Raw genomic sequence first — 21,080 nt, 5'->3', positions numbered from 1 at the left:
AATAATAAGAATCTTTAATGATTTCATTTACTATTCATTTTTTACTTTTCACTAAATTATGGCAGACGATAAAAAGATAATCTTTTCGATGAATAAGGTAAGCAAAACCTATTCATCTACTAATAAACAGGTACTTAAAGATATTTACCTAAGTTTCTTCTATGGAGCCAAAATCGGTATTTTAGGGCTTAATGGCTCTGGTAAATCCTCTCTGCTAAAAATTATTGCAGGAATAGATAAAAACTATCAAGGAGAAGTAGTATTTGCTCCTAATTATACCGTAGGCTATCTCGAACAAGAACCTCATCTTGATGATGATAAAACTGTTATTGAAGTAGTACGCGAAGGAGTAGCCGAAACTGTAAAGCTCTTAGAGGAATTCAATCATATCAACGACCTTTTTGGGCTCGAGGAAAACTATTCTGACCCCGATAAGATGCAAAAGCTGATGGATAAGCAAGCCGAGTTACAAGACAAGATAGATGCCTTAAATGCTTGGGAACTCGACAATCAGTTAGAAGTAGCAATGGAAGCCCTCCGTACCCCTGAGCCCGATACGCCTATCAAAGTGCTTTCGGGAGGAGAACGCCGTAGGGTGGCACTCTGCCGTCTACTCTTGCAACAACCCGATGTTTTGTTACTCGACGAGCCAACTAACCACCTCGATGCAGAATCGGTATTGTGGTTAGAACAGCATTTGCAACAGTATGCAGGTACAGTCATAGCCGTTACCCACGACCGTTATTTTTTAGACAATGTAGCGGGGTGGATATTAGAGCTCGATCGTGGAGAAGGTATTCCTTGGAAAGGCAATTACTCTTCTTGGCTCGACCAAAAAGCTAAACGTTTGGCTCAAGAACAGAAAACTGAAAACAAACGTCAGAAAGTATTGGAGCGTGAGCTCGAATGGGTACGTCAAGGTGCTAAAGGACGTCAAGCTAAACAAAAAGCACGTTTGCAGAACTATGACCGTCTGCTCAATGAAGACCAAAAACAATTAGAAGAAAAGTTGGAAATATATATCCCCAACGGACCTCGTTTAGGAACTAATGTAATAGAAGCACGTCACGTAGCCAAAGCCTTTGGTGATAAGCTACTCTATGATGATTTAAACTTTGTGCTTCCTCAAGCAGGAATAGTAGGAGTGATAGGACCTAATGGAGCAGGTAAATCTACGATCTTCCGTATGATAATGGGTGAAGAACAGCCCGATAGCGGTGAGTTTTTGGTAGGTGACACGGTGAAGATAGCTTATGTAGATCAAACTCACAAACAGATAGACCCCGAGAAGTCTATATGGGAGAACTTCTCTGGTGGGCAAGACCTCATTATGATGGGAGGTAGACAAGTGAACTCTCGTGCTTATCTCAGTAGATTTAACTTTGGTGGTAGTGAACAAAATAAAAAAGTAGCCACTCTTTCAGGAGGAGAACGCAACCGTTTACACTTGGCAATGACTCTTAAAGAAGAGGGTAACGTATTACTGTTAGACGAGCCTACCAACGATTTAGACGTAAATACTCTTCGCGCCTTAGAAGAAGGTTTAGAGAACTTTGCAGGTTGTGCAGTAGTAATTTCACACGACCGTTGGTTTTTAGACCGTATTTGTACTCATATCTTAGCTTTTGAAGGTGACTCACAAGTGTATTTCTTTGAAGGTAGCTTTTCAGAGTATGAAGAGAATAAGAAAAAACGACTTGGCAAAGAAGTAACACCTACTCGTATTAAGTATAAGAAGTTAGTACGGTAAGAATAATAAATATGAAAACTTTTTGATAAATATTTATTGTTTTTCCAATTAGATTTTGTACTTTTGTGCCAAAATAAAAAAATAGTATGAAGTCTTTTTTACCAACTATGTTTTATTACGGGTTTCCTGTAGTACTTCTTACTACTACCGATAAAGATGGAAACGCCGATGTAACGCCTATTTCAAGCACCTTTACTTTAGGTGCGAATGCTGTGATAGCGCTTGTAAAACTAAACAAGGCTTATCATAATGTGATGGAAGTGCCCGAGGTAGTTTTTAACCTCCCTACTGCAGCTATGTGGGAAAAAGTAGAGGCAATTGCCCCTTATACCGCTCAAAACCCTGTGCCTCCTCAAAAAATGGGTAAATACACTTATACTGACGACAAGTTTAGTATTGGAGGATTTACTCAATTACCTTCAGAAAAAGTACGTCCTCCGCGTATTGTCGAATGTCCTATTCAGGCAGAAGCTAAAGTGAAAAACGTGAATGACCGCGATGCTTATGTACTTGTAGAATTGGAATTTGTGCAAGTACACGCTGAAGACCATTTGGTAATGGAAGGTAATAAAATCAACCCATTAGAGTGGGAACCGCTCATCTATAATTTTAAACATTATTACGGATTGGGAGAACACAAAGGTTTGAATTTCAGTATTAAGTAATGACTTATCTAAGATAAGAAAAAAGAAAGCTTTGCTAAAACTCTTACAAGGTTTAGCAAAGCTTTTTTTATATTCTTTATTGCTAATTGTTAATTATTTTTTACCTTTGCTTCATTAAACAAAAACATTATACAAGATGATGAGAAAAACAGTAAAAACCGCACTGTTGTTTTCGTCGGTAGGGCTAATGGTTGCCTGTGGCGGGAATAACAAAAAATCAGAAAATGCAATGACAGACAAAAATGCTGACAAGGGGATTGCTCTTGCTGAAATGGACACTACGGTACGTCCGCAAGATGATTTCTACAATTATGTGAACGGCACTTGGGCTAAAACTGCCAAAATACCAGCCGATAAACCTACGTGGGGCTCTTTCCATATCCTACGCGAGAAAACCGATGAGAATTGCTTGCTCATCTTGGATAATCTCCTCAAGGAAAACTTCGCTCAAGGTACTGAAGGTCAGAAAATAAAAGACCTCTACGAATCGTTTATCGATTGGAAAAAACGCGATGCCGAAGGACTCAAACCTATTGAAGGTTATTTGAATAAGATTGAGGCTATTAAAAACCTCACAGACCTTCAAAAGTATTTGGAAGAGGTAACTCGCGAGGGTGAAAACCCTATCTGTGCTTGGGGGGTATATGCCGATATGAAGGATTCTAATATGAATACTGTGTATCTCGGCAACTTTAGCATCGGTATGGGGCGCGATTACTATCAAAAAGACAACAAGGAGAATACTGAGGCTTTACAAAAGTATCAAGATTATGTAAAGGCTATCTTTAAAGTTCTTAAAGACGACAAAGCTGCTGAAAAAGCTAAACAAATGGTAGATTTTGAACGCTCGGTAGCCAAATTGATGCTCACCAATGAGGAAGATCGCAATCCTAACCTTAGCTACAACCCTCAAACAATGGCTGAGCTCAGCAAATTAGTGAAGAACCTCAATCTACCTCAGTTTCTTAAAAACGTAGGGGTGAACACTGATAAAGTAGTTGTTTCTGAAATTCGTTTGTACAAACAATACGATAAGTTTATCAACGAAAAGAACTTGCCTCTTATCAAAGATTACCTCAAATATCAATTAGTAGCCGATAATGCGAGCAACCTTACCAAAGAACTCGATGAGCTTTCTTTTAACTTCTACAACAAGGAGTTGCAAGGACAACAAGAACAACGTCCGATGAACAAACGCGCTCTAAGCGTTATCAATAGTATTTTGGGTGAAGCCTTTGGTAAATTGTATGTAGAAAAGTATTTTCCACCTAAAGCTAAAGAAGAAATGGTTACTTTGGTAGATTATCTCAAAAAGAGCTTTGCACAACATATCAAAGATGTAACTTGGATGTCAGATGCTACTAAAGAAAAGGCTTTGGCTAAACTCAATAAATTTACTGTGAAAGTAGGTTACCCCGATAAGTGGGAAGACTACTCTAAATTGACTATTGAACCGGCTGCTAAAACGGTGTATTTTGCTAACTTGCAACGCGTGAGTGAATGGGCTTACCAAAAGAGTTTGGAAAAAGTAAGCAAGCCTGTAGATAAAACTAAATGGGGTATGTCGCCTCAAACAGTGAATGCGTATTACAATCCATTGTATAATGAAATTGTGTTCCCTGCGGCTATCTTACAACCTCCTTTCTTCAATTTCGAAGCCGACCCTGCGGTGAACTTCGGGGGTATTGGTGCTGTAATAGGTCACGAAATGACACACGGATTTGACGATAGTGGCGCTGAATTTGACGGCGATGGTAATCTAAAAAATTGGTGGACTCCTGAAGATAAAAAGAACTTTGAGAACGCTACCAAAGCCCTTGCTAAACAATACGACCAATACGAACCTGTGAAAGGTGTATTTGTAAATGGTACTTTCACCAGTGGTGAAAACATAGCCGACCTCGGTGGGGTGAACATCGCTTTTGATGCTTTGCAAATGTACTTAAAAGATAAAGGTAATGTAGGTAAGATAAGCAATTTCACTCAAGAACAACGTTTCTTTATCTCTTGGGGTACCGTATGGCGTACGCTTTCGACTGATAAATACCTTACAAATCAAGTAAAAACTGACCCTCATAGCCCAGGATATTTCCGTTCATTCGGTCCGCTTGTGAATGTAGACGCTTGGTATAAAGCCTTTGATGTAAAAGAAGGTGATAAACTTTATAAAAAACCTGAAGACCGCATCAAAATTTGGTAGGTGAGCACCGCACTGATAGTAACTCCTACTAATCCGTGCATTGCAACACTCTGCCCTGTAACATACAAATTTTTGATGTGAGTTTGTGGCATAAAAACGCTTTCCATTATATGGTTAGCGTTTTTTTTGTAGCCGTACAATGCTCCCGTAGGGTTGCCTATATAATCGCGGTAAGTAAGCGGTGTAGAGGTGTAGTAATGAGCAATAGCACTTTTGAGTGTAGGAAATTGTTGAGCAACTACATCTAATAAATCCATAGCACGCTGACTTTTGAAAACTTCATACTGGTTGCCTCTATGATTCCCCTCGGTGTTGGTAGTAAAACTATCTTGCCAGCGTTGCAGTTCATCAGTGTTCATATAGGTGAGGATAGTAACATTATCAGTATATTCCCTGCTGTCTTTTGGTGGATTCATAGAGAGCATATACGAAAGCGGAAAGTCGTTATTAGGGTAATTAGTAGCGTGGTAAACACTGTTATTATCCTTAAACCAATATACATTATAAGGCAAGTAGCGAAAAGAATTTAGCTTGAGTACCAAATGTAATGAAAAGGCAGCAACCGTAGGTTGTAAGCCCTGCACGCGTTTGCAAAAAGAAGGCTTAAAAGGCGTTTTGCCTGTGATGTTGAGTAGTTGCTTTACATCTATAGCCGAGATGATTTGTTTTGCAACAAACTGCTCTCCTTGCTTGGTGAGTACTGTGTTGATAGTATTCCCTTCACTGTATTCAAAGCCTATGACCTCCCTTTGGTTGAAGAGGTCAGCACCGTACTGGCGTAGTTTTTCAATGAGCAAGTTGGTGATTTGGCTACCATCTTGTGTGAGTCGCCAAGCGCTTTCTATATATGAATTGACCGATAGCGCGTGCACGTATAAAGGTGTCTGCTCATCAGCACCTCCATAGAGAAAGTTAGAGCCCAATAGCACGGCTTTGAGTCGTTCATTATTGGTAATACTATTAAGGAAATCTAAGAGTTTTAAAGAAAGCGTATGCACATCGTAATCGGCTACTGCTTGCTTATGGCGGTAGAGTGGAAACTTATCGCAAATAGATTGCATTGTGTGAGCATACTCTTCTAAGGCTTTCTTTTCATTCGGGAAATAGGAGAGGAGTTGTTGTACGAAGTTCTCATAACCCTGAGCGTGAGGATACATCACGTTAGGTGTATCGCCAAAACAAATACGGTCGTAGCCGTTTATATCAAGGCGTTCTACCGAAAGATGATTGGCAATACCTACATCTTTAAAATACTCATATAGTACCTGACCTTCTGCGAGACTTCCTATGTAATGCACTCCTGTATCAAACAGCGTATTATTGCGCACAAAAGTTTGTAGGTTACCTCCATACTGCTCATTTTTCTCCAATACACACACTTTCTTTCCTGCTTTTGCCAAGAGCAAAGCCGAAAAGAGCCCCGAGAGTCCGCTACCTATCACCAAAACATCGTATTGCTTCATTGTCTATATTCCAAAACTCATCAAAAACTTATCGATATACAACTGTTTTTCTTTTGATTTATACTGTTGAATAAAGCGAGGGTGCTCTAATACTACCATTTCACCAAATAAAGTAGCTTCTTTATTCAATTTTTGTAAGAAAGTAGCGTTCTTTTTGCCTAATACGAACACCTTTTGAGTATCTACTCCTAAGGCGATGTGCTTTTTGAGAGTTGCTATCATATAGTCCTTTACCGATTTGAAGAGCGTATCCTCATCGTAATAATTAGCATTGAGCCATTTGCCGTCAGAGGCTTTTCGAACAATAGCCAAAGGAAAAGGAGAATTGATATAAAAATCATTGTAGAACTTAGTGACTCCACCGTATGCTTTTATCATATCATACATAAAAACCGATGATACTTCGTGGGTATGTGCCGACTTCATTACAATACCACACTCGCTTTCTAATCGCTTGGTATCAGTAAAAGGAACGCCTGTAACTCCTGCCCCGTGTCGGCTGGGATTGATGCCTATAATGAATTTCCGCTGACGGTTATCGTTGTAGAATTTGTGATAAAAAGCACGCATTACCTCCATAGTTTCAGGGTTATCCATATAAGGATTCAGCACATCAAAATCCTTAGGCAAGGATTGGTTGTACTCTAAATGTGTGTTGAAGTTGATAATTCTATCGGCAAAAGTATTCATTAGGCTTGTTTTTTGAATTTTACTGCTACCCAGTTGTTGCGTTCTAAGTTCTCGATGTATTGCAGACCGTATGCTTCCGCTTTTTTGCGGATAAGAGGTATATCTTCCTTGTAAAAACCACTGAGCAAGAGAGTGCCTCCTGCTTCGAGGACTGGCACATACTGCGGTATATCGTTTAAGAGAATATTACGGTTGATATTGGCAATAATAAGGTCGAAGTCTTTTTCATTAGCCAGGGAAGAAGCATCTCCCAACTGTACTTTGATGTGCTTACAACCATTGCGTTCTACGTTTTCTGTGGAGTTCTCTACACACCATTCGTCTACATCAATGGCGAGTACCTCAGTAGCACCGCGTTTGCTTGCCATAATAGCGAGTACGCTTGTGCCACAACCCATATCGAGTACCTTTTTGCCTTTGAGTTCTTCCTTTAAAAGGAATTGCAACATCATATAAGTAGTTTCGTGATGACCAGTACCGAAACTCATCTTAGGGTCGATAACAATTTCATAAGGGGTATGTGCTTCGGGGTGGAAGGTAGCACGCACGGTACACTCATCGTCTACGGTGATAGGCTCGAAGTGTTTTTCCCATTCCTCATTCCAGTTCACCTGTTCAATAGTTTGATGTGTGTAGGTAATTTGGAACTCCTCGCTGTGAAGTATCTGTATGTCAGAGAGTATATTAGCATTCCAAAAGGGTTCTTGTATATAAGCCTGCAAACCGGTTTCGGTATCTACAAAGCTCTCGAAGCCTACTTCGGCGAGTTCGGCAACTAATATTTCAGAAGCAACCCCCATAGGAGTAATGGTAAAAGTGTATTCTATGTAATTCATTAAATATAATTGATTATCAGTATTATTTATTTAAGTAGAGTACTGATTAGAAAACTGAGAAAAAAATGTTAAAATATATAAAAACCGTGCATTTTCTTCAAAAAAAAATGATTAAAACACTTCTTTATCTTTATTGCTATGAAAAATATTAAATATTTATTAATCAGTTAAATAAGAGTTACAGCTACTCTGCTGTTTAGATGGTGTTAGAGCGAAGCTAAGACGAAGGAAAGACGAACCTAAGACGAAGGTAAGCCGAAGCTAACGTCTTATTAAGCTGTATTTCAATTGGTAAAAACTTCAATTTTCGACATTGAGGAAAAAATGTTAAAATTGCCGATATGCCAAAAAAAATGCAATAGTTATTAAAGTTTTAATGTCAGAGGGCAAAAGTAGTAAAAAAATAGGGAAGACCAAGAATTATGGTTGAAAAATATTTATTGTGCGTTGCAATTTGTTAATTCTTTCGTATCTTTGCACCCTAAAATAATTGCATACAATGTTTCACAAGGAAGGTTTTAAGATTATTCTCATTACGCTATTCGCCGTGATAGGTATATCGGTTATAGCGCATTATTTTGTTGATATACTGTGGCTTAAAAAGCTTATACAGATAGTAGCTTTTTTATTTTTGATAGCTATATTGCAGTTCTTTAGAAATCCTAAACGCATTACGCCTAAAAATGACCAGCATATTATCGCTCCCGTAGATGGTAAGGTGGTGGTGATAGAAGAAGTGTTTGAGAAAGAATATTTTAAAGATAAACGTTTGCAGGTATCGATTTTTATGTCGCCTGTGAATGTGCACGTAACTCGTTATGCTTTAGGTGGAAAGGTTACTTATAGCGAGTATCACCCGGGGAAGTATTTGGTGGCGTGGCACCCTAAGGCTTCGGAAGAGAATGAACGTACTACCATAGTGGTAGATAATCCTGTATTCGGTGAAGTGTTATACCGACAAATAGCGGGAGCATTGGCTAAACGCATTGTGAATTATGCCAAAGTGGGTGAAACAGTGGTACAAGGCGAAGATGCTGGATTTATCAAATTCGGGTCGCGTGTAGACGTGTATTTGCCTTTGGGGACGAAAATAAATGTGCAACTCAATCAGACCGTAAAAGGAGGAATTGATGTGATTGCCGAAAAATAAAGGATAAGATGCAGAGAATCTTATTGTTAATAGCATTAAGTTTTAGTGGATATGCTACAGCTCAAATAGATAGTCTGGTGCATACTACTGTTGATACCTTACTCGTTCGTACCAAAGATACGCTTACCATAGTAGCCGTTGGCGATGTGATGATAGGCTCCGGTTTCCCTGCTGGTTATTTGCCTAAGGACGATGCGGTGAACAGTTTTAAATACGTAAAACCCTATCTGAAAGGTGATATTGTGTTCGGAAATTTAGAAGGAGTGATACTCGATAGTGGCGATTCGGAGAAGTGCAAGGATACAGAAGAGAGTCCTTGCTATGTTTTCCGTATGCCCAACCGCTATGGGAAAATCATTAAGGAAGCAGGTTTTAACCTGATGAGTACCGCTAATAATCACGCCAATGACTTTGGTGAAAAAGGACGGCGCAATACGGCTAAGATACTCGATAAGGTGGGTATATACCACGCAGGGCCAGTAGAAAAAAAGTTGGTTGTATTTGAGAAAGAAGGCATAAAGTACGGTTTTTGTGCTTTTTCACCCAATAGCAATATGCTATCGATAAATAACATAGAGCAAGCAACCGATTTGGTAAAGGAATTGCGCCCACAGGCGGATATCCTTATTGTTTCTTTCCACGGAGGCGCTGAAGGCTCTAAAAATACACGCGTACCGAGAGCTGATGAGTTTTTCTTCGGTGAAAATAGGGGGAATGTGTATAAGTTTGCGCACTCGGTAATAGACGCAGGTGCCGATATTGTATTGGGGCACGGGCCTCACGTTACCCGCGCGGTGGAAGTGTACAATAGGAAGTTTATCGCTTATAGTATGGGAAATTTCAATACTTATGGGCATTTTAATCTGCAAGGAGTTAATGGTATTGCTCCTTTGCTTGATATTAAGATTGACCGCAAAGGCAATTTTCTTTATGCCAATGTGATTTCAGTGAAACAGACGAAAGTGAAAGGATTAAAACTCGATAATGATTGCAAGGTGTTTAATGAGATGAAACGCCTTACTCATCTTGACTTTCCTGAGACACCTTTACACTTTGTGAATAACCAAATTTTGATTAAAACAACAGAACAGACAGATAACAAACTAATAACTAATAACTAAAATAAAAATGGGAAGAGCATTTGAATTTAGAAAAGCCCGTAAATTTAAGCGTTGGGCAGCAATGGCAAAAACATTTACCCGTTTAGGGAAAGACATCGTAATGGCAGTGAAAGAAGGAGGTCCTCACCCTGAGAGTAACTCACGTTTGCGTGCCGTGATACAGAATGCCAAAGCCGCCAATATGCCTAAAGAAAATATTGAGCGCGCCATCAAAAAAGCAACTGAAAAAGATACTGCAAACTATAAAGAAGTTCTTTTTGAAGGCTATGCACCTCACGGTATTGCTTTACTCATAGAAACGGCAACCGACAATAACAACCGTACCGTAGCTAATATTCGCAGTTATTTTAACAAGTGTAATGGTACTTTAGGTACATCGGGGTCAGTGGAGTTTATGTTCGACCACACTTGTAACTTCCGTATTAATGGCAATGGGATAGACCCCGAAGAGTTGGAACTCGAAATGATAGACTTCGGGGCAGAAGAAGTGTTTGTAGACGAAGACGGTATCCTCATCTATGCGCCTTTTGAGAGTTTTGGAGCTATCCAAAAAGAGTTAGAAAGCCGTAACATAGAAATCTTATCGTCAGGCTTTGAGCGTATTCCACAAGTAACGAAAGAACTTACCCCTGAAGAACAAGCCGATGTGGAGAAACTTCTCGAGAAGATAGAGGAAGATGAGGACGTGCAACAGGTGTACCATACGATGAAAGAAACGGAAGAATAATTAATGAGTTTATTCTTTTCCAAGAAGCTATGAACGAGGTAATGCAGAGTTTAACAGTGAGGGAAACTGTTCAATAAAAAGGTTAATCTTTATGAGAATAATATCAGGGAAGAATAAGGGGAAACAGCTTATAGCACCTAATAAATTGCCAGTTCGCCCTACTACCGATTTTGCGAAGGAAGCTCTTTTTAATATACTCAATAACTATTATTATTTTGAAGAACTTTCTGTACTCGACCTTTTTGCAGGAACAGGAAATATTAGCTATGAGTTTGCCAGTAGAGGTTGCCCCTCAGTATTATCAGTTGATAACCATAACGGTTGTGTGCAATTTATCAATAAAATAGCACGTGAATTAGTCTACCCTATTACAGCACTTAAAGCCGATGTATATGAATATTTAAAACGTACTACTCAGCAGTTTGATGTTATCTTTGCTGACCCTCCGTATGATTTCCCAATTGAAAAGTTTGTTACTATTGCCGATATTGTCTTCAATCAAAACTTACTTACTGAAAATGGAATACTCATTATTGAACATTCGTCTAAAACAGATTTATCAGAACAGCCATTTTTCTCACAAGCAAAGAAATATGGAGGGAGCGTATTTAGTTTTTTTGAAAGAGAAGAACAAGATTAGAGTTTAAACTGCAACAAATATTTCTTAGTATCTTCGGAAATACGACGGCTTTCTCTTGCTTTTTGTATACTCTTATTTTGTACAAAAGGAGAAAGTGTTTTTGATTCTATGTAAGGAACTGTTGCTTCATATTGTTTTGTTAAAGCAGTAGCAAAGTACCACGCTATCATCATATTTATGTAATATTCATCTGAGGTAATTTTTGTTACCCAGGTTAAGTATTCTTCCTTAAAAAGAGCATCTAAATAATTAGACAATAACAACCCAATTCCGTAACGTACTGTATAGGTTTCTTTGCTTGTAATCCATTGTTTGATGTGTTTTAATGTCTCTTCGGGGTATTTCAAGAAGATTTTAGGAGCAAAAGTATCACACGTAGCCCAATTATCAATATAAGGGAGGAACCGCTCTGTATATTGCATTGCTTTATCAAAATCTTTTAGCTGTTCAATGATAAAACCGTGTAGATTATTCTCCTCATAATAATAATGAGGTAACTCTTCTAAAAAAGACATTGCCTCAGTAGGGTAATGCTTTACTAATTCTTTAGCCAACGCTCGCATTGCAGGTGTTCTAACCCCTATAATACGAGATTTCTCCACAGTGGGAATCAAATTCGCTGTAAAATCTCTATAAGGAGAGTCTTCTAATGCCCATAACCGGTCTAAAATAATTTCTTTACTCATAATTTCTTTAAGGTGATTGTCAATCGTTAGGCATTAATCTCACATAACGGATATAACCTTTACCTTCAACTTTAGTGTTAAGGTTCTCGGTTTTAAATTCTACTTCAGCATCTTTAGCATAGTAATATTCATCTTCAACGGCAGTCTCAAAACGTATTTTGTAGCCCTTGTTCAGTTTACTATCATCAATTGTAAGTATCTTTACAGCGCGTTCTCCTCCGCTAATGGTAGCTCCCGTAATCCCATCAATTGTCTGGCGTTTACCATAAAACTTCCACCATTGAGTAAGATCGTCGTACCATTCAGGATCATCTCCAAGAATTTGTAGTGTTTGCTCATATTTACCTTCGGGATTGATAAGTGAAACTACTATGTAGGCTCCTTCACCCTTGTAATTAGTCAGTTGTATGAGGCATTTGTATTTTTTAACAGTTGCTTGCTGTACAAATGAAAGAGTAAGTAAAGCAATTATTCCTACGGCTAATGTTTTTAAAAAGTGCTTTTTTATCATCTTTATTACAAGTTTTAAAATACTACTATTTAGAATAAACTGATGCAAAGATAGGCAATAATTACTATCTGACAATTTATATACTCAACTTTTTTATTTTTCTCACTTTTCTTCGTACCTTTGCACCTGAAAAACTGATAATTTATGAATAGTTCCAAGCGCCAAAAACTACAACACCACAAGAATATAGCTACGGGGCTCTTTGTTTTGATGTTTATCATTTATATAGCAATGGTGGTATGGCATAAAAAAGCTCCCGAACTCACTTTTATAGGTTATATAAAGGCTTTTTCTGAAGCCGCTATGGTAGGAGCGCTTGCCGATTGGTTTGCAGTAACAGCACTCTTTCACAAACCATTAGGATTAAACATTCCACATACCAACCTCATTGAGGAAAGAAAGAATGACATCGGGGAGAATTTAGGTGATTTTGTGGTGGAGAACTTCCTTAAACCTAAACAGATACGTCCTTACATCACCGATATTAAAGTATCATCATTTATAGTTGAGTGGCTCTCGAAAGAAAGTACTCCTCACCAGATAGAAACTTTTGTAAGAAAAATACCTCTCAATGCAAAAGCAAGCGAAGTACTCACCACTTTTTTAGACGAGAATAAACATCAGAAATTCCTTCGGAAAGCTTTTGAAAGGGTAGCTACTTATCTTGCCGAACATCAAGAGATGGTGCAACACGAAATTGACAGCCAATTTCCTCCTCTTGTTCCATCGTTTATTAAAGATACAATTACTCGGAAGGTAAGTAATGGGCTCTATCAGTTAGTTGTAAAAGCATCGGAAGATGAAACACACCCTATCAGGGCTGAAATTACAGCGCAATTGTATGAATTTGCCGAAAAACTCAATACTCCTGAATGGGAACAACATCTTGCAAAGCTATTGCGCACCGCTACGGAGCGCTTCTCCGATGAACTCCGTCAAAATGTCCAGCTGCAACACCAAATAGACGCTTGGGTACAGAAAACTGCCTATCAGTTTGTGCTAAAAAACAAAGAGGAAGTGGGAAAACTCATCAGTCATACGGTAGAGAACTGGGAGGGACGCGAATTGAGCGAAAAACTTGAATTGGAAGTAGGTAAAGACCTCCAATTTATCCGTATCAATGGCACTTTGGTAGGCGGATTAGTCGGTTTGGCTATTTACGCCTTTACTCAGTTATTCTGAAAGAGATATTAGCCTATTTGCTAACTTTCCTGATTTGCTAATTTGCTAATTCTTCCCTACCTTTGCGCCCGAAAATGTTTCAACTATGGATTTTGAAATACTAAAAACAGACGAACATACTAAAGCACGTGCTGGGAAGATTACTACCAGCCACGGCGTGATTGAAACCCCCATTTTTATGCCTGTGGGAACGGTGGGAAGCGTGAAAGGAGTGCACCAACGCGAACTGAAAGACGATATTAATGCCGATATCATCTTGGGGAACACCTATCACCTCTATTTACGACCTCAAACACCCATTTTGGAAAAAGCAGGAGGCTTACATAAGTTTATTAATTGGGATAGAAACATACTTACCGATAGCGGTGGTTATCAAGTATATTCATTGGCTGCCAACCGAAAGATAAAAGAAGAAGGTGTAAAGTTCAAAAGCCATATCGATGGCTCTTTTCACTTCTTTTCACCCGAAAAAGTAATGGAAATAGAGCGCAGTATAGGTGCTGATATTATGATGGCTTTTGATGAATGCACGCCTTACCCTTGTGAATACGGTTATGCAAAACGTTCAATGCATCTCACACATAGGTGGCTCGATAGATGCATTGCTCACCTCGAAAAAGTACCTTCTAAATACGGTTATCATCAAAGTTTATTCCCGATAGTACAAGGGTCAGTCTATAAAGACCTTCGTACACAGTCTGCCGAATATATTGCAAGCAAAAATGCCGATGGAAACGCTATCGGGGGGCTATCAGTAGGCGAACCCGTAGAACAAATGTATGAAATAACCGAACTTGTATGCGATATTCTCCCCAAAGACAAGCCCCGATACCTTATGGGAGTGGGTACACCCGTTAATATATTGGAAAATATTGCTTTGGGAGTGGATATGATGGATTGTGTAATGCCTACGCGCAATGCTCGCAACGGAATGCTCTTTACTGCAAAAGGAATTATCAATATTAAAAACAAAAAATGGGAAGATGATTTCTCGCCCATAGACCCTGACGGTCATACTTACGTAGATACCTATTACACGAAAGCCTATTTACGTCATTTATTCGCTGCTAACGAGTTTTTGGGCAAACAAATCGCTTCAATTCACAATCTTGGTTTCTATTTATGGCTTGTGAGGGAAGCTCGCCGACAAATTGTAGCGGGTACTTTCTTTACGTGGAAGACAAAAATGGTTACTGATATGTCAAATCGTCTTTAAACAAATTAAATTAATTAATATACTTCTGATAAAAACGCTTTTGCGTCGCTAATTCCCCCTTTGGAGGGGGATAGGGGGAGGTTTAAAAAACAAAAAAATGAAAATACTCGACTGGTACATCTTAAAACGCTATCTTCTTACCTTCTTTATGATGATAATTCTCTTTATTCCTATCGGAATTATCGTAGATTTATCTGAAAAAGTAGATAAGATGATACAAAAAGGCGCCCCGATGAACGAAATACTGTGGTATTACCTCAGTTTTATCGTTTATTTTGCCAATATATTGTTTCCCATCTTGCTATTCCTCTCTATCATCTGGTTTACATCAAAGTTAGCCAATAATACCGAGATAATCGCTATCCAGAGCTCAGGTGTATCGTATATGCGCTTTTTGCGTCCGTATATCGTGGGTGCGAGTATCATTTCGGTGATAGTGTTTTTTATGGGAATGTTTATTGTACCGGCTGCCAGCACTGTGTATAATGATTTTTGGAATAAGTATATACGTTCTTCGAAGGTGGAAAGCGTTTCAGACCTCTACAATCAGTTTTCTGACAACGATTACCTTTATGTAAGCTCGTTTAACTACCAAGACAAACGCGGGTATAACTTTTCAGTAGAACATTTTGAAGGTATTAAGATGACGGAAAAGATAAATGCCGAAACGATTCAGTGGATAGACAGCACGAAAACCTATCGGCTTACTAATTACTCCAAAAGAAAGATAGGGGAGGGCGACGATGTGATAGTGAAACGCGACCAGTTAGACACGATATTCAATTTCAAGCCTGATGACCTGATGCCTATGGAATATACAGCGGAAAATAAGAACTTGTTTGAGCTAAACAAGTTTATTGAACGCGAAAAGATGAAAGGTTCACCCAATTTAAATATGTATCTATTGGTAAAATACCGCCGTTGGGGTGCTATAAGTACTGCCTTTATCCTTACGCTTATCGGCGTGGCTGTTTCATCGGTGAAAAAGCGCGGAGGAATGGGAATCAACTTAATGGTGGGAGTAGTCGTAGGGTTTAGTTTTGTGTTTTTCGACCGTGTGTTTGGAACCCTTGCTCAAACCTCAGGAGGCTTATCCCCATTGATGGCAGTCCTTTTGCCTAACCTTATTTTCCTTACCTTAGCTATCTTGTTACTCCGGAAAGTAAGAAACTGATAGAGCATTTTAACCCTTTGTAACACCAAAAGAAAGTGTTGCAACTGTAAAACAAAAGAAAGTAAATGCAAAAGGTAGTAAAGTAATAAGATAACAAAACTAAGTAATAAGTAAAAAGCGTATTGTAATGCCAAAATAACCCACTGTAACTACAAACGTAAGTAATGTAACAGCTTATCGTCTTATTTTAAATTGATATGAGAAGTTTACAAAGAATACTTTTTTACCAGCAAAAACAATAATTTGCACAGTGTTATTTGGCAGGATTTTTGCGGTATAGAAATGAATGTAAATCATAATGATTTAACATTTTTCAACTAATTTATAGACCTTTTAAAATATGTAATATTATGAAGGAAAAGAGTACAGAATTAAAAACACTTGAAAACAGACGTTTGTTATTTACCAATTACAGTGAAATAGCCGAATTGAAAGCTCAGTTAGAGGAATATCAATACAATGAAGAGGCTATGAAAGTAGGTAAAGCACTTTATGACAAAGCACAAGCCGCTTATAACGATAATTTGGCAAAAACGAGCCAAACGGTAGAGAAAAGAGCCTTGTTTGAAAAGGCTTATAAAGCGATGAGCGACAAATATAAAGAACATCGCAAGGTCGCAAAAGTAGCGTTGAAAGCATCTCCCGAAGCGCTGGTATCATTTGGGTTAAAAGGAACGATGTCGCGCGATTATCTGGAAGGTTTAGCCACCACGAAAAAGCTTTACGAGGGCATTAAAGCCACTACTACCCAGCGGGCAGCGCTCGACAGGTTCAAACTTACCGAAGCCGTCGCCGATGAACAGCTTTCAGCCATTGTGAAAGTGGAAGAGCTCCGTGCGCAATACGTGAAATTGCGCGGTATCGACCAACAAGCCACTCAGGATAAGAACAAAGCCTTCGAGGCAATGAACAAATGGGTGAAGGAATTTTACGAAGTAGCCAAGATAGCCCTTTCTGACCGTCCGCAACTACTTGAAAGCATTGGTAAACTCGTAAAGAGTTAGTTGTAACGCAATAATATAAACATTTTAGCACAGAAGCCCACCCGCCACCAAAGTTAAGAATTTGTTCTTTTTCTTGTTTATAAATTTTTATTAGATTTTAGGGTGTGGCTTCTGTGTATTTTTAAATTGCACAAAAGAATAATATTATGAAAACAGCTATAGAATTTAAAGAAACACAATTTTCTTATATATTACTGTCTATTTTAGCCCTTTTTATAGGGATTATAGCTTTTTCGGGCTATCAAAGCAAAGGAGGTTGGGTAATAATTCTATTATTAGTGGCTATTTTAGTAGCTGTATTCTATAAACTCACTACTGTAATAGATGATTATGGTATTGTAGCTTCATTTGGTATCGATTTTTTGAGTAGACGAATGAATTTTCAAGAAATGGACGTCTCTACTATTCAACTCATTGATATTCCTTGGTATTATGGCATTGGGATACGGTATACTTCGGCAGGTATCATCTATAATACGAAACATAATAAGGCAATCAAGATATTGTCTAAGGACAGAAAGAAGGTGTTTTTGGTAGGAACTGACCATTATGAGGAAATAAAGTCGATACTTCTGCAAAAGAACAACTAAAAGCCTCTCTGAAAGGTATATAAATGGAATTAGTAAAAGCAAAAAAGCATTTAGGACAACATTTTTTAAAAGATTTAAACATTGCACAGAAAATAGCTGATACATTATCGCTAAAAAACTATAAAAAAGTAGTAGAAATAGGAGCTGGAATGGGCGTGCTTACTCAGTTTTTGCTCAAAAAAGACGTTGATGTGCACATAGTGGAAATCGATAAGGAATCGGTAGCTTATTTGGAGGCAAATTATCCTGCATTAAGAGGAAAAATAATTGCCGATGACTTTTTGAAATATGATGTAGCGGGTTATTTATCCGAACCATTTGCTATTATAGGTAATTTTCCTTATAATATCTCTACTCAAATCGTTTTTAAACTACTTGAACTGCGAAAATATGTTCCTGAGTTTAGTGGAATGTTTCAGAAAGAGGTAGCCGAACGTATATGCGAGCACGAAGGCAGTAAAACGTATGGAATTTTATCAGTTTTAGTACAGGCTTTTTATGAAACGAGCTATTTATTCACAGTTTCGGAGAGTGTTTTTAATCCTCCGCCCAAAGTAAAGAGCGGTGTAATACGATTAGTACGGAAAGCTGACTTCCATTTAGATTGTGATGAAGGATTATTCTTTACCGTAGTGAAAACAGCTTTCAATCAACGGCGAAAAACCCTTCGCAACAGCCTAAAACCACTACTTACAGATGAGAATTTAAAGCAAGACCCTATATTTGATAAGCGTCCTGAGCAATTGCCTTGGCAAGAGTTTGTTTTTATTACTAAAAAAATCAGTAATCAAGTTTGATAGCTAACGATTTGACGTCTTAAAACTATGACAACTTTTAAAATAACAGATGAACTCATTGAGAAAATCCATAAACTCATTGAGGAAAAACAAAATAAAGAACTTACAACCCTCTTAAATGATTTACACTATGCCGATATAGCTGAAATCATTCACGAATTGGATATTGAAGAGGGGGTATACATCATTCGTTTAATTGATGCTGAGAAAACATCAGATGTACTCACAGAATTAGACGATGATTACCGTGAGAATATCTTAAAAAACCTTTCTGCAAAAGAAATTGCCGATGAAATCATCGAGTTGGACACCGATGATGCGGTGGATATCATCTCTGAATTGCCCGAAGATAGAAAAACAGAGGTTATTTCGCATATTACGGACGTAGAACACGCCAAAGACATCGTAGAATTACTTCGTTATAGCGAAGATACTGCGGGAGGACTAATGGCGAAGGAACTTGTAAAGGTAAATGAGAATTGGAATGTGCTAAAATGCGTAAAAGAAATGCGCGAACAGGCGGCTCACGTTACTCGTGTGCATTCTATTTATGTGGTAGATGATAATGATGTGCTTAAAGGACGACTTTCACTTAAAGATTTGCTTACTACTTCCACACGCTCAGAAGTGAAAGACATTTATATTCCAAAAGTAGACTACGTATACGTTACTGATACTGCCGAAGAGGTAGCTCACATAATGAGTAAGTATGACTTAGAGGCAATTCCTGTAGTTGATGAAATGAAACGTCTTGTGGGACGCATCACTATTGATGATGTGGTGGACGTGATAAAAGAAGAAGCTGAAAAAGACTATCAGTTGGCAGCAGGTATTACCAATGATGTGGAGGCAAGCGATAGTGTATGGAAACTTACCAAAGCACGTTTGCCTTGGTTACTTATTGGAATGTTCGGAGGATTAGGTGCAGCGAGTATTATCAATGGTTTTCAGGATACGATGATGATTTACCCTATATTATTGATATTTATTCCGCTTATTCAAGCTACTGCGGGAAATGTGGGAGTACAATCATCGGCGATAATAGTACAAGGATTAGCAAATAATTCTATCGACGGCGAACTTATCAAGCGGTTATTCAAAGAATTTCTATTAGGACTCATCAACGGAGGAACTATTGCAGGAATAGTGATATTAGTAAGCCATTTTGCTTTTCAAGCTGAGTATTTGGTAAGTATTACGGTAGCCATAGCACTCATTACAGTGATTGTAAATGCTGCTGTGATAGGTACTTTTATCCCGATACTTCTCCACAAGCGCGGTATTGACCCAGCGGTTGCTACGGGTCCGTTTATCACTACCAGCAACGATGTTTTAGGTATCTTGATTTACTTTTTTATCGCAAAAATGATATTAGGATTTTAAAACAACCTTCATTTGTTTTTCAGTATCCGCTTTTTGTTATTTTACAACACTTCCGCAACTACAAACGTGCTTCCACCAACAAAGATAAAGTCAGTGGGAAGCGCTTGTGCTTTAGCGGCATTTAAGGCTTCTGCTACTGAAGAATATCTCTCCCCTTGGAGTCCTTTTGTAGTGGCAATTTTCTTTAATGTATCTACATTAAGTCCTCTTGCAATAGCAGGACTGCAAAAATAATAGGTAGCTTCTTTTGGGAAAAGCTCTAAAACACTATTTACATCTTTTTCTTTTACAAAACCTACTACAATATGAAGATGTGTATAGGTTTGCTTTTTGAGTTGTTCCATCACATAAGTAAGTCCGCCCACATTATGTCCTGTATCACATACGATAGTAGGGTAGGAGCCAAGGGTTTGCCAACGACCTTTCAGATTTGTATTGTGCACTACGTGTAAAAGACCTTGTGCAATATTCTCCGGAGTAATATCCCACCCCTGGTGGATAAGCAATTCGGTAACAGCTATTACTCCTTTGATGTTTTTCTCTTGGTAGGCACCTTGAAGGTCGGTTGTAAGAGAAGTTTCTATGTGATTAGCAAAAATAATAGGAGCATTCATTTCTTTAGCTTTTGCTGTGAAGACGGGAGCAGTTTCCTCTTGATATTCACTGATTACTACAGGCACATTTCGTTTGATAATACCAGCTTTTTCAAAAGCTATTTTAGGTAAAGTATCTCCTAAAATATCAGTATGGTCTTTGGAGATATTGGTAATAAGAGAAACTTCGGGAATGATAATATTAGTGGAGTCAAAACGTCCTCCTAAACCTACTTCTATCACAGCGATATCTACTTTTTCATTCTCGAAATAGCTGAACGCCATTCCTACTGTCATTTCAAAGAATGAGAGGTGATATTCTTCCAAAAAGGGTCTGTTTTTAGCTATAAAACTTACCACATAGTCTTCAGGTATTTCCTTCCCATTAATTTTGATACGTTCGCGGAAGTCTTTGAGGTGTGGAGAGGTGTACAATCCTACCTTAAATCCTGCCTCTTGTAGGATAGAAGCGAGCATACTGCTGGAAGAACCCTTTCCGTTAGTGCCTGCAATATGCAAACTTTTGAATTTTGTTTGAGGGTTTCCTAACACCGAAGTAAAGGCGAGGATATTATCTAATTTGTTGTTCAAAGCGGTTTTACCTTGTGTTTGAAACATTGGTAAGCGGTTGAACATCCACGAAAGTGTTTCTTGATAATTCAATGTTAAAGATAATTTTAGTTGTTTTACAATCAAAAATGA

Annotated in this window: 20 protein-coding genes; 14 read left to right on the top strand and 6 right to left on the bottom strand. The window is 38.3% G+C overall.

The window, feature by feature from the left end:
• Window positions 1-58: 58 nt before the first annotated feature.
• The 3 genes from ettA (at window position 59) to ACSQ7D_RS05995 (ending at window position 4,615) form a co-directional block, all read left to right on the top strand.
• Window positions 59-1,750 carry an energy-dependent translational throttle protein EttA gene (gene ettA / locus ACSQ7D_RS06005; protein ID WP_002672152.1) on the top strand — a complete coding sequence of 564 codons (1,692 nt, stop codon included), beginning with the start codon at window positions 59-61 and terminating at the stop codon, window positions 1,748-1,750.
• Window positions 1,751-1,836: 86 nt separating this feature from the next.
• Complete coding sequence (locus ACSQ7D_RS06000) at window positions 1,837-2,415, top strand: flavin reductase family protein (RefSeq protein ID WP_437135231.1); 579 nt, start codon at window positions 1,837-1,839, stop codon at window positions 2,413-2,415.
• Window positions 2,416-2,551: 136 nt separating this feature from the next.
• Window positions 2,552-4,615 (top strand): M13 family metallopeptidase, encoded by a 2,064-nt coding sequence (locus ACSQ7D_RS05995; RefSeq protein WP_437135230.1) that lies wholly within the window; start codon window positions 2,552-2,554, stop codon window positions 4,613-4,615.
• Here the strand turns inward: ACSQ7D_RS05995 and ACSQ7D_RS05990 are convergent.
• Genes ACSQ7D_RS05990 through prmA form a run of 3 tightly spaced genes read right to left on the bottom strand, consistent with a single transcriptional unit; the run spans window position 4,579 to window position 7,604 of the window.
• On the bottom strand, window positions 4,579-6,078 hold the full coding sequence (locus ACSQ7D_RS05990) for a phytoene desaturase family protein (RefSeq protein WP_437135229.1): 1,500 nt from the start codon (window positions 6,076-6,078) through the stop codon (window positions 4,579-4,581). The genes ACSQ7D_RS05995 and ACSQ7D_RS05990 overlap by 37 nt on opposite strands.
• A 3-nt stretch (window positions 6,079-6,081) precedes the next feature.
• The gene (locus ACSQ7D_RS05985) at window positions 6,082-6,768 is read right to left on the bottom strand and encodes an SMUG2 DNA glycosylase family protein (protein ID WP_437135228.1); all 687 of its coding nucleotides are present in this window, start codon (window positions 6,766-6,768) and stop codon (window positions 6,082-6,084) included.
• The gene (gene prmA, locus ACSQ7D_RS05980; RefSeq protein WP_437135227.1) at window positions 6,768-7,604 is read right to left on the bottom strand and encodes a 50S ribosomal protein L11 methyltransferase; all 837 of its coding nucleotides are present in this window, start codon (window positions 7,602-7,604) and stop codon (window positions 6,768-6,770) included. Before prmA ends, ACSQ7D_RS05985 begins: the two co-directional genes overlap by 1 nt.
• A 499-nt stretch (window positions 7,605-8,103) precedes the next feature.
• Here prmA and ACSQ7D_RS05975 point away from each other — a divergent pair, with 499 nt between their 5' ends.
• The 4 genes from ACSQ7D_RS05975 to ACSQ7D_RS05960 all read left to right on the top strand — a co-directional run bounded on the left by ACSQ7D_RS05975 (window position 8,104) and on the right by ACSQ7D_RS05960 (window position 11,242).
• Complete coding sequence (locus tag ACSQ7D_RS05975; RefSeq protein ID WP_015782987.1) at window positions 8,104-8,754, top strand: phosphatidylserine decarboxylase family protein; 651 nt, start codon at window positions 8,104-8,106, stop codon at window positions 8,752-8,754.
• Window positions 8,755-8,762: 8 nt separating this feature from the next.
• The gene (locus ACSQ7D_RS05970; RefSeq protein ID WP_437135226.1) at window positions 8,763-9,875 is read left to right on the top strand and encodes a CapA family protein; all 1,113 of its coding nucleotides are present in this window, start codon (window positions 8,763-8,765) and stop codon (window positions 9,873-9,875) included.
• 7 nt (window positions 9,876-9,882) lie between these two features.
• Window positions 9,883-10,602 (top strand): YebC/PmpR family DNA-binding transcriptional regulator, encoded by a 720-nt coding sequence (locus ACSQ7D_RS05965; protein WP_437135225.1) that lies wholly within the window; start codon window positions 9,883-9,885, stop codon window positions 10,600-10,602.
• A 91-nt stretch (window positions 10,603-10,693) separates the two neighbouring features.
• Window positions 10,694-11,242 carry an RsmD family RNA methyltransferase gene (locus ACSQ7D_RS05960; RefSeq protein WP_437135224.1) on the top strand — a complete coding sequence of 183 codons (549 nt, stop codon included), beginning with the start codon at window positions 10,694-10,696 and terminating at the stop codon, window positions 11,240-11,242.
• Here ACSQ7D_RS05960 and ACSQ7D_RS05955 read toward each other — a convergent pair.
• Both ACSQ7D_RS05955 and ACSQ7D_RS05950 read right to left on the bottom strand, forming a co-directional pair.
• Window positions 11,239-11,928, bottom strand: a complete 690-nt coding sequence (locus tag ACSQ7D_RS05955) for a DNA alkylation repair protein (protein ID WP_437135223.1) — start codon at window positions 11,926-11,928, stop codon at window positions 11,239-11,241. The two genes, ACSQ7D_RS05960 and ACSQ7D_RS05955, sit on opposite strands and share 4 nt — an antisense overlap.
• Before the next feature lie 19 nt (window positions 11,929-11,947).
• A complete protein-coding gene (locus ACSQ7D_RS05950; RefSeq protein WP_264854327.1) occupies window positions 11,948-12,439 on the bottom strand; it encodes a DUF2271 domain-containing protein in 492 nt (163 codons plus the stop codon).
• A gap of 144 nt (window positions 12,440-12,583) precedes the next feature.
• Between ACSQ7D_RS05950 and ACSQ7D_RS05945 the strand changes: the two genes are divergently transcribed.
• The 7 genes from ACSQ7D_RS05945 to mgtE all read left to right on the top strand — a co-directional run bounded on the left by ACSQ7D_RS05945 (window position 12,584) and on the right by mgtE (window position 19,785).
• The gene (locus tag ACSQ7D_RS05945; protein WP_437135222.1) at window positions 12,584-13,621 is read left to right on the top strand and encodes a DUF445 domain-containing protein; all 1,038 of its coding nucleotides are present in this window, start codon (window positions 12,584-12,586) and stop codon (window positions 13,619-13,621) included.
• An 85-nt stretch (window positions 13,622-13,706) separates the two neighbouring features.
• Window positions 13,707-14,837, top strand: coding sequence for a tRNA guanosine(34) transglycosylase Tgt (tgt, locus tag ACSQ7D_RS05940; RefSeq protein WP_437135221.1), 1,131 nt, complete (start codon window positions 13,707-13,709; stop codon window positions 14,835-14,837).
• A 97-nt stretch (window positions 14,838-14,934) separates the two neighbouring features.
• The gene (locus ACSQ7D_RS05935; RefSeq protein WP_437135220.1) at window positions 14,935-16,011 is read left to right on the top strand and encodes an LptF/LptG family permease; all 1,077 of its coding nucleotides are present in this window, start codon (window positions 14,935-14,937) and stop codon (window positions 16,009-16,011) included.
• Window positions 16,012-16,361: 350 nt separating this feature from the next.
• Window positions 16,362-17,015: a hypothetical protein gene (locus tag ACSQ7D_RS05930; protein ID WP_437135219.1), complete on the top strand. Its 654-nt coding sequence runs from the start codon at window positions 16,362-16,364 to the stop codon at window positions 17,013-17,015.
• Between the two features lie 146 nt (window positions 17,016-17,161).
• The gene (locus tag ACSQ7D_RS05925; RefSeq protein WP_437135218.1) at window positions 17,162-17,605 is read left to right on the top strand and encodes a hypothetical protein; all 444 of its coding nucleotides are present in this window, start codon (window positions 17,162-17,164) and stop codon (window positions 17,603-17,605) included.
• Between the two features lie 23 nt (window positions 17,606-17,628).
• Window positions 17,629-18,402: a 16S rRNA (adenine(1518)-N(6)/adenine(1519)-N(6))-dimethyltransferase RsmA gene (gene rsmA, locus ACSQ7D_RS05920; protein ID WP_437135217.1), complete on the top strand. Its 774-nt coding sequence runs from the start codon at window positions 17,629-17,631 to the stop codon at window positions 18,400-18,402.
• Between the two features lie 27 nt (window positions 18,403-18,429).
• Window positions 18,430-19,785: a magnesium transporter gene (gene mgtE / locus ACSQ7D_RS05915; RefSeq protein ID WP_437135216.1), complete on the top strand. Its 1,356-nt coding sequence runs from the start codon at window positions 18,430-18,432 to the stop codon at window positions 19,783-19,785.
• Window positions 19,786-19,826: 41 nt separating this feature from the next.
• Here mgtE and ACSQ7D_RS05910 read toward each other — a convergent pair whose 3' ends face one another.
• On the bottom strand, window positions 19,827-21,041 hold the full coding sequence (locus tag ACSQ7D_RS05910) for a bifunctional folylpolyglutamate synthase/dihydrofolate synthase (protein ID WP_437135215.1): 1,215 nt from the start codon (window positions 21,039-21,041) through the stop codon (window positions 19,827-19,829).
• Window positions 21,042-21,080 lie beyond the last annotated feature (39 nt).

Source organism: Capnocytophaga sp. G1920 (assembly GCF_051417515.1).
The sequence above is the reverse complement of the archived record's forward strand: the minus strand, read 5'-3'. Positions and strand labels throughout refer to the sequence as shown.

Bases quoted from the DNA above. Each gene is read 5' to 3' on its own strand.
- tgt (WP_437135221.1), top strand. From the start codon at position 13,707: ATGGATTTTGAAATACTAAAAACAGACGAACATACTAAAGCACGTGCT.
- ACSQ7D_RS05985 (WP_437135228.1), bottom strand. From the start codon at position 6,768: ATGAATACTTTTGCCGATAGAATTATCAACTTCAACACACATTTAGAG.
- ACSQ7D_RS05950 (WP_264854327.1), bottom strand. From the start codon at position 12,439: ATGATAAAAAAGCACTTTTTAAAAACATTAGCCGTAGGAATAATTGCT.
- mgtE (WP_437135216.1), top strand. From the start codon at position 18,430: ATGACAACTTTTAAAATAACAGATGAACTCATTGAGAAAATCCATAAA.
- ACSQ7D_RS05995 (WP_437135230.1), top strand. From the start codon at position 2,552: ATGATGAGAAAAACAGTAAAAACCGCACTGTTGTTTTCGTCGGTAGGG.
- ACSQ7D_RS05925 (WP_437135218.1), top strand. From the start codon at position 17,162: ATGAAAACAGCTATAGAATTTAAAGAAACACAATTTTCTTATATATTA.
- ACSQ7D_RS05970 (WP_437135226.1), top strand. From the start codon at position 8,763: ATGCAGAGAATCTTATTGTTAATAGCATTAAGTTTTAGTGGATATGCT.
- ACSQ7D_RS06000 (WP_437135231.1), top strand. From the start codon at position 1,837: ATGAAGTCTTTTTTACCAACTATGTTTTATTACGGGTTTCCTGTAGTA.
- ettA (WP_002672152.1), top strand. From the start codon at position 59: ATGGCAGACGATAAAAAGATAATCTTTTCGATGAATAAGGTAAGCAAA.
- rsmA (WP_437135217.1), top strand. From the start codon at position 17,629: ATGGAATTAGTAAAAGCAAAAAAGCATTTAGGACAACATTTTTTAAAA.
- ACSQ7D_RS05930 (WP_437135219.1), top strand. From the start codon at position 16,362: ATGAAGGAAAAGAGTACAGAATTAAAAACACTTGAAAACAGACGTTTG.
- ACSQ7D_RS05990 (WP_437135229.1), bottom strand. From the start codon at position 6,078: ATGAAGCAATACGATGTTTTGGTGATAGGTAGCGGACTCTCGGGGCTC.
- ACSQ7D_RS05935 (WP_437135220.1), top strand. From the start codon at position 14,935: ATGAAAATACTCGACTGGTACATCTTAAAACGCTATCTTCTTACCTTC.
- ACSQ7D_RS05945 (WP_437135222.1), top strand. From the start codon at position 12,584: ATGAATAGTTCCAAGCGCCAAAAACTACAACACCACAAGAATATAGCT.
- ACSQ7D_RS05965 (WP_437135225.1), top strand. From the start codon at position 9,883: ATGGGAAGAGCATTTGAATTTAGAAAAGCCCGTAAATTTAAGCGTTGG.
- ACSQ7D_RS05960 (WP_437135224.1), top strand. From the start codon at position 10,694: ATGAGAATAATATCAGGGAAGAATAAGGGGAAACAGCTTATAGCACCT.
- prmA (WP_437135227.1), bottom strand. From the start codon at position 7,604: ATGAATTACATAGAATACACTTTTACCATTACTCCTATGGGGGTTGCT.
- ACSQ7D_RS05955 (WP_437135223.1), bottom strand. From the start codon at position 11,928: ATGAGTAAAGAAATTATTTTAGACCGGTTATGGGCATTAGAAGACTCT.
- ACSQ7D_RS05975 (WP_015782987.1), top strand. From the start codon at position 8,104: ATGTTTCACAAGGAAGGTTTTAAGATTATTCTCATTACGCTATTCGCC.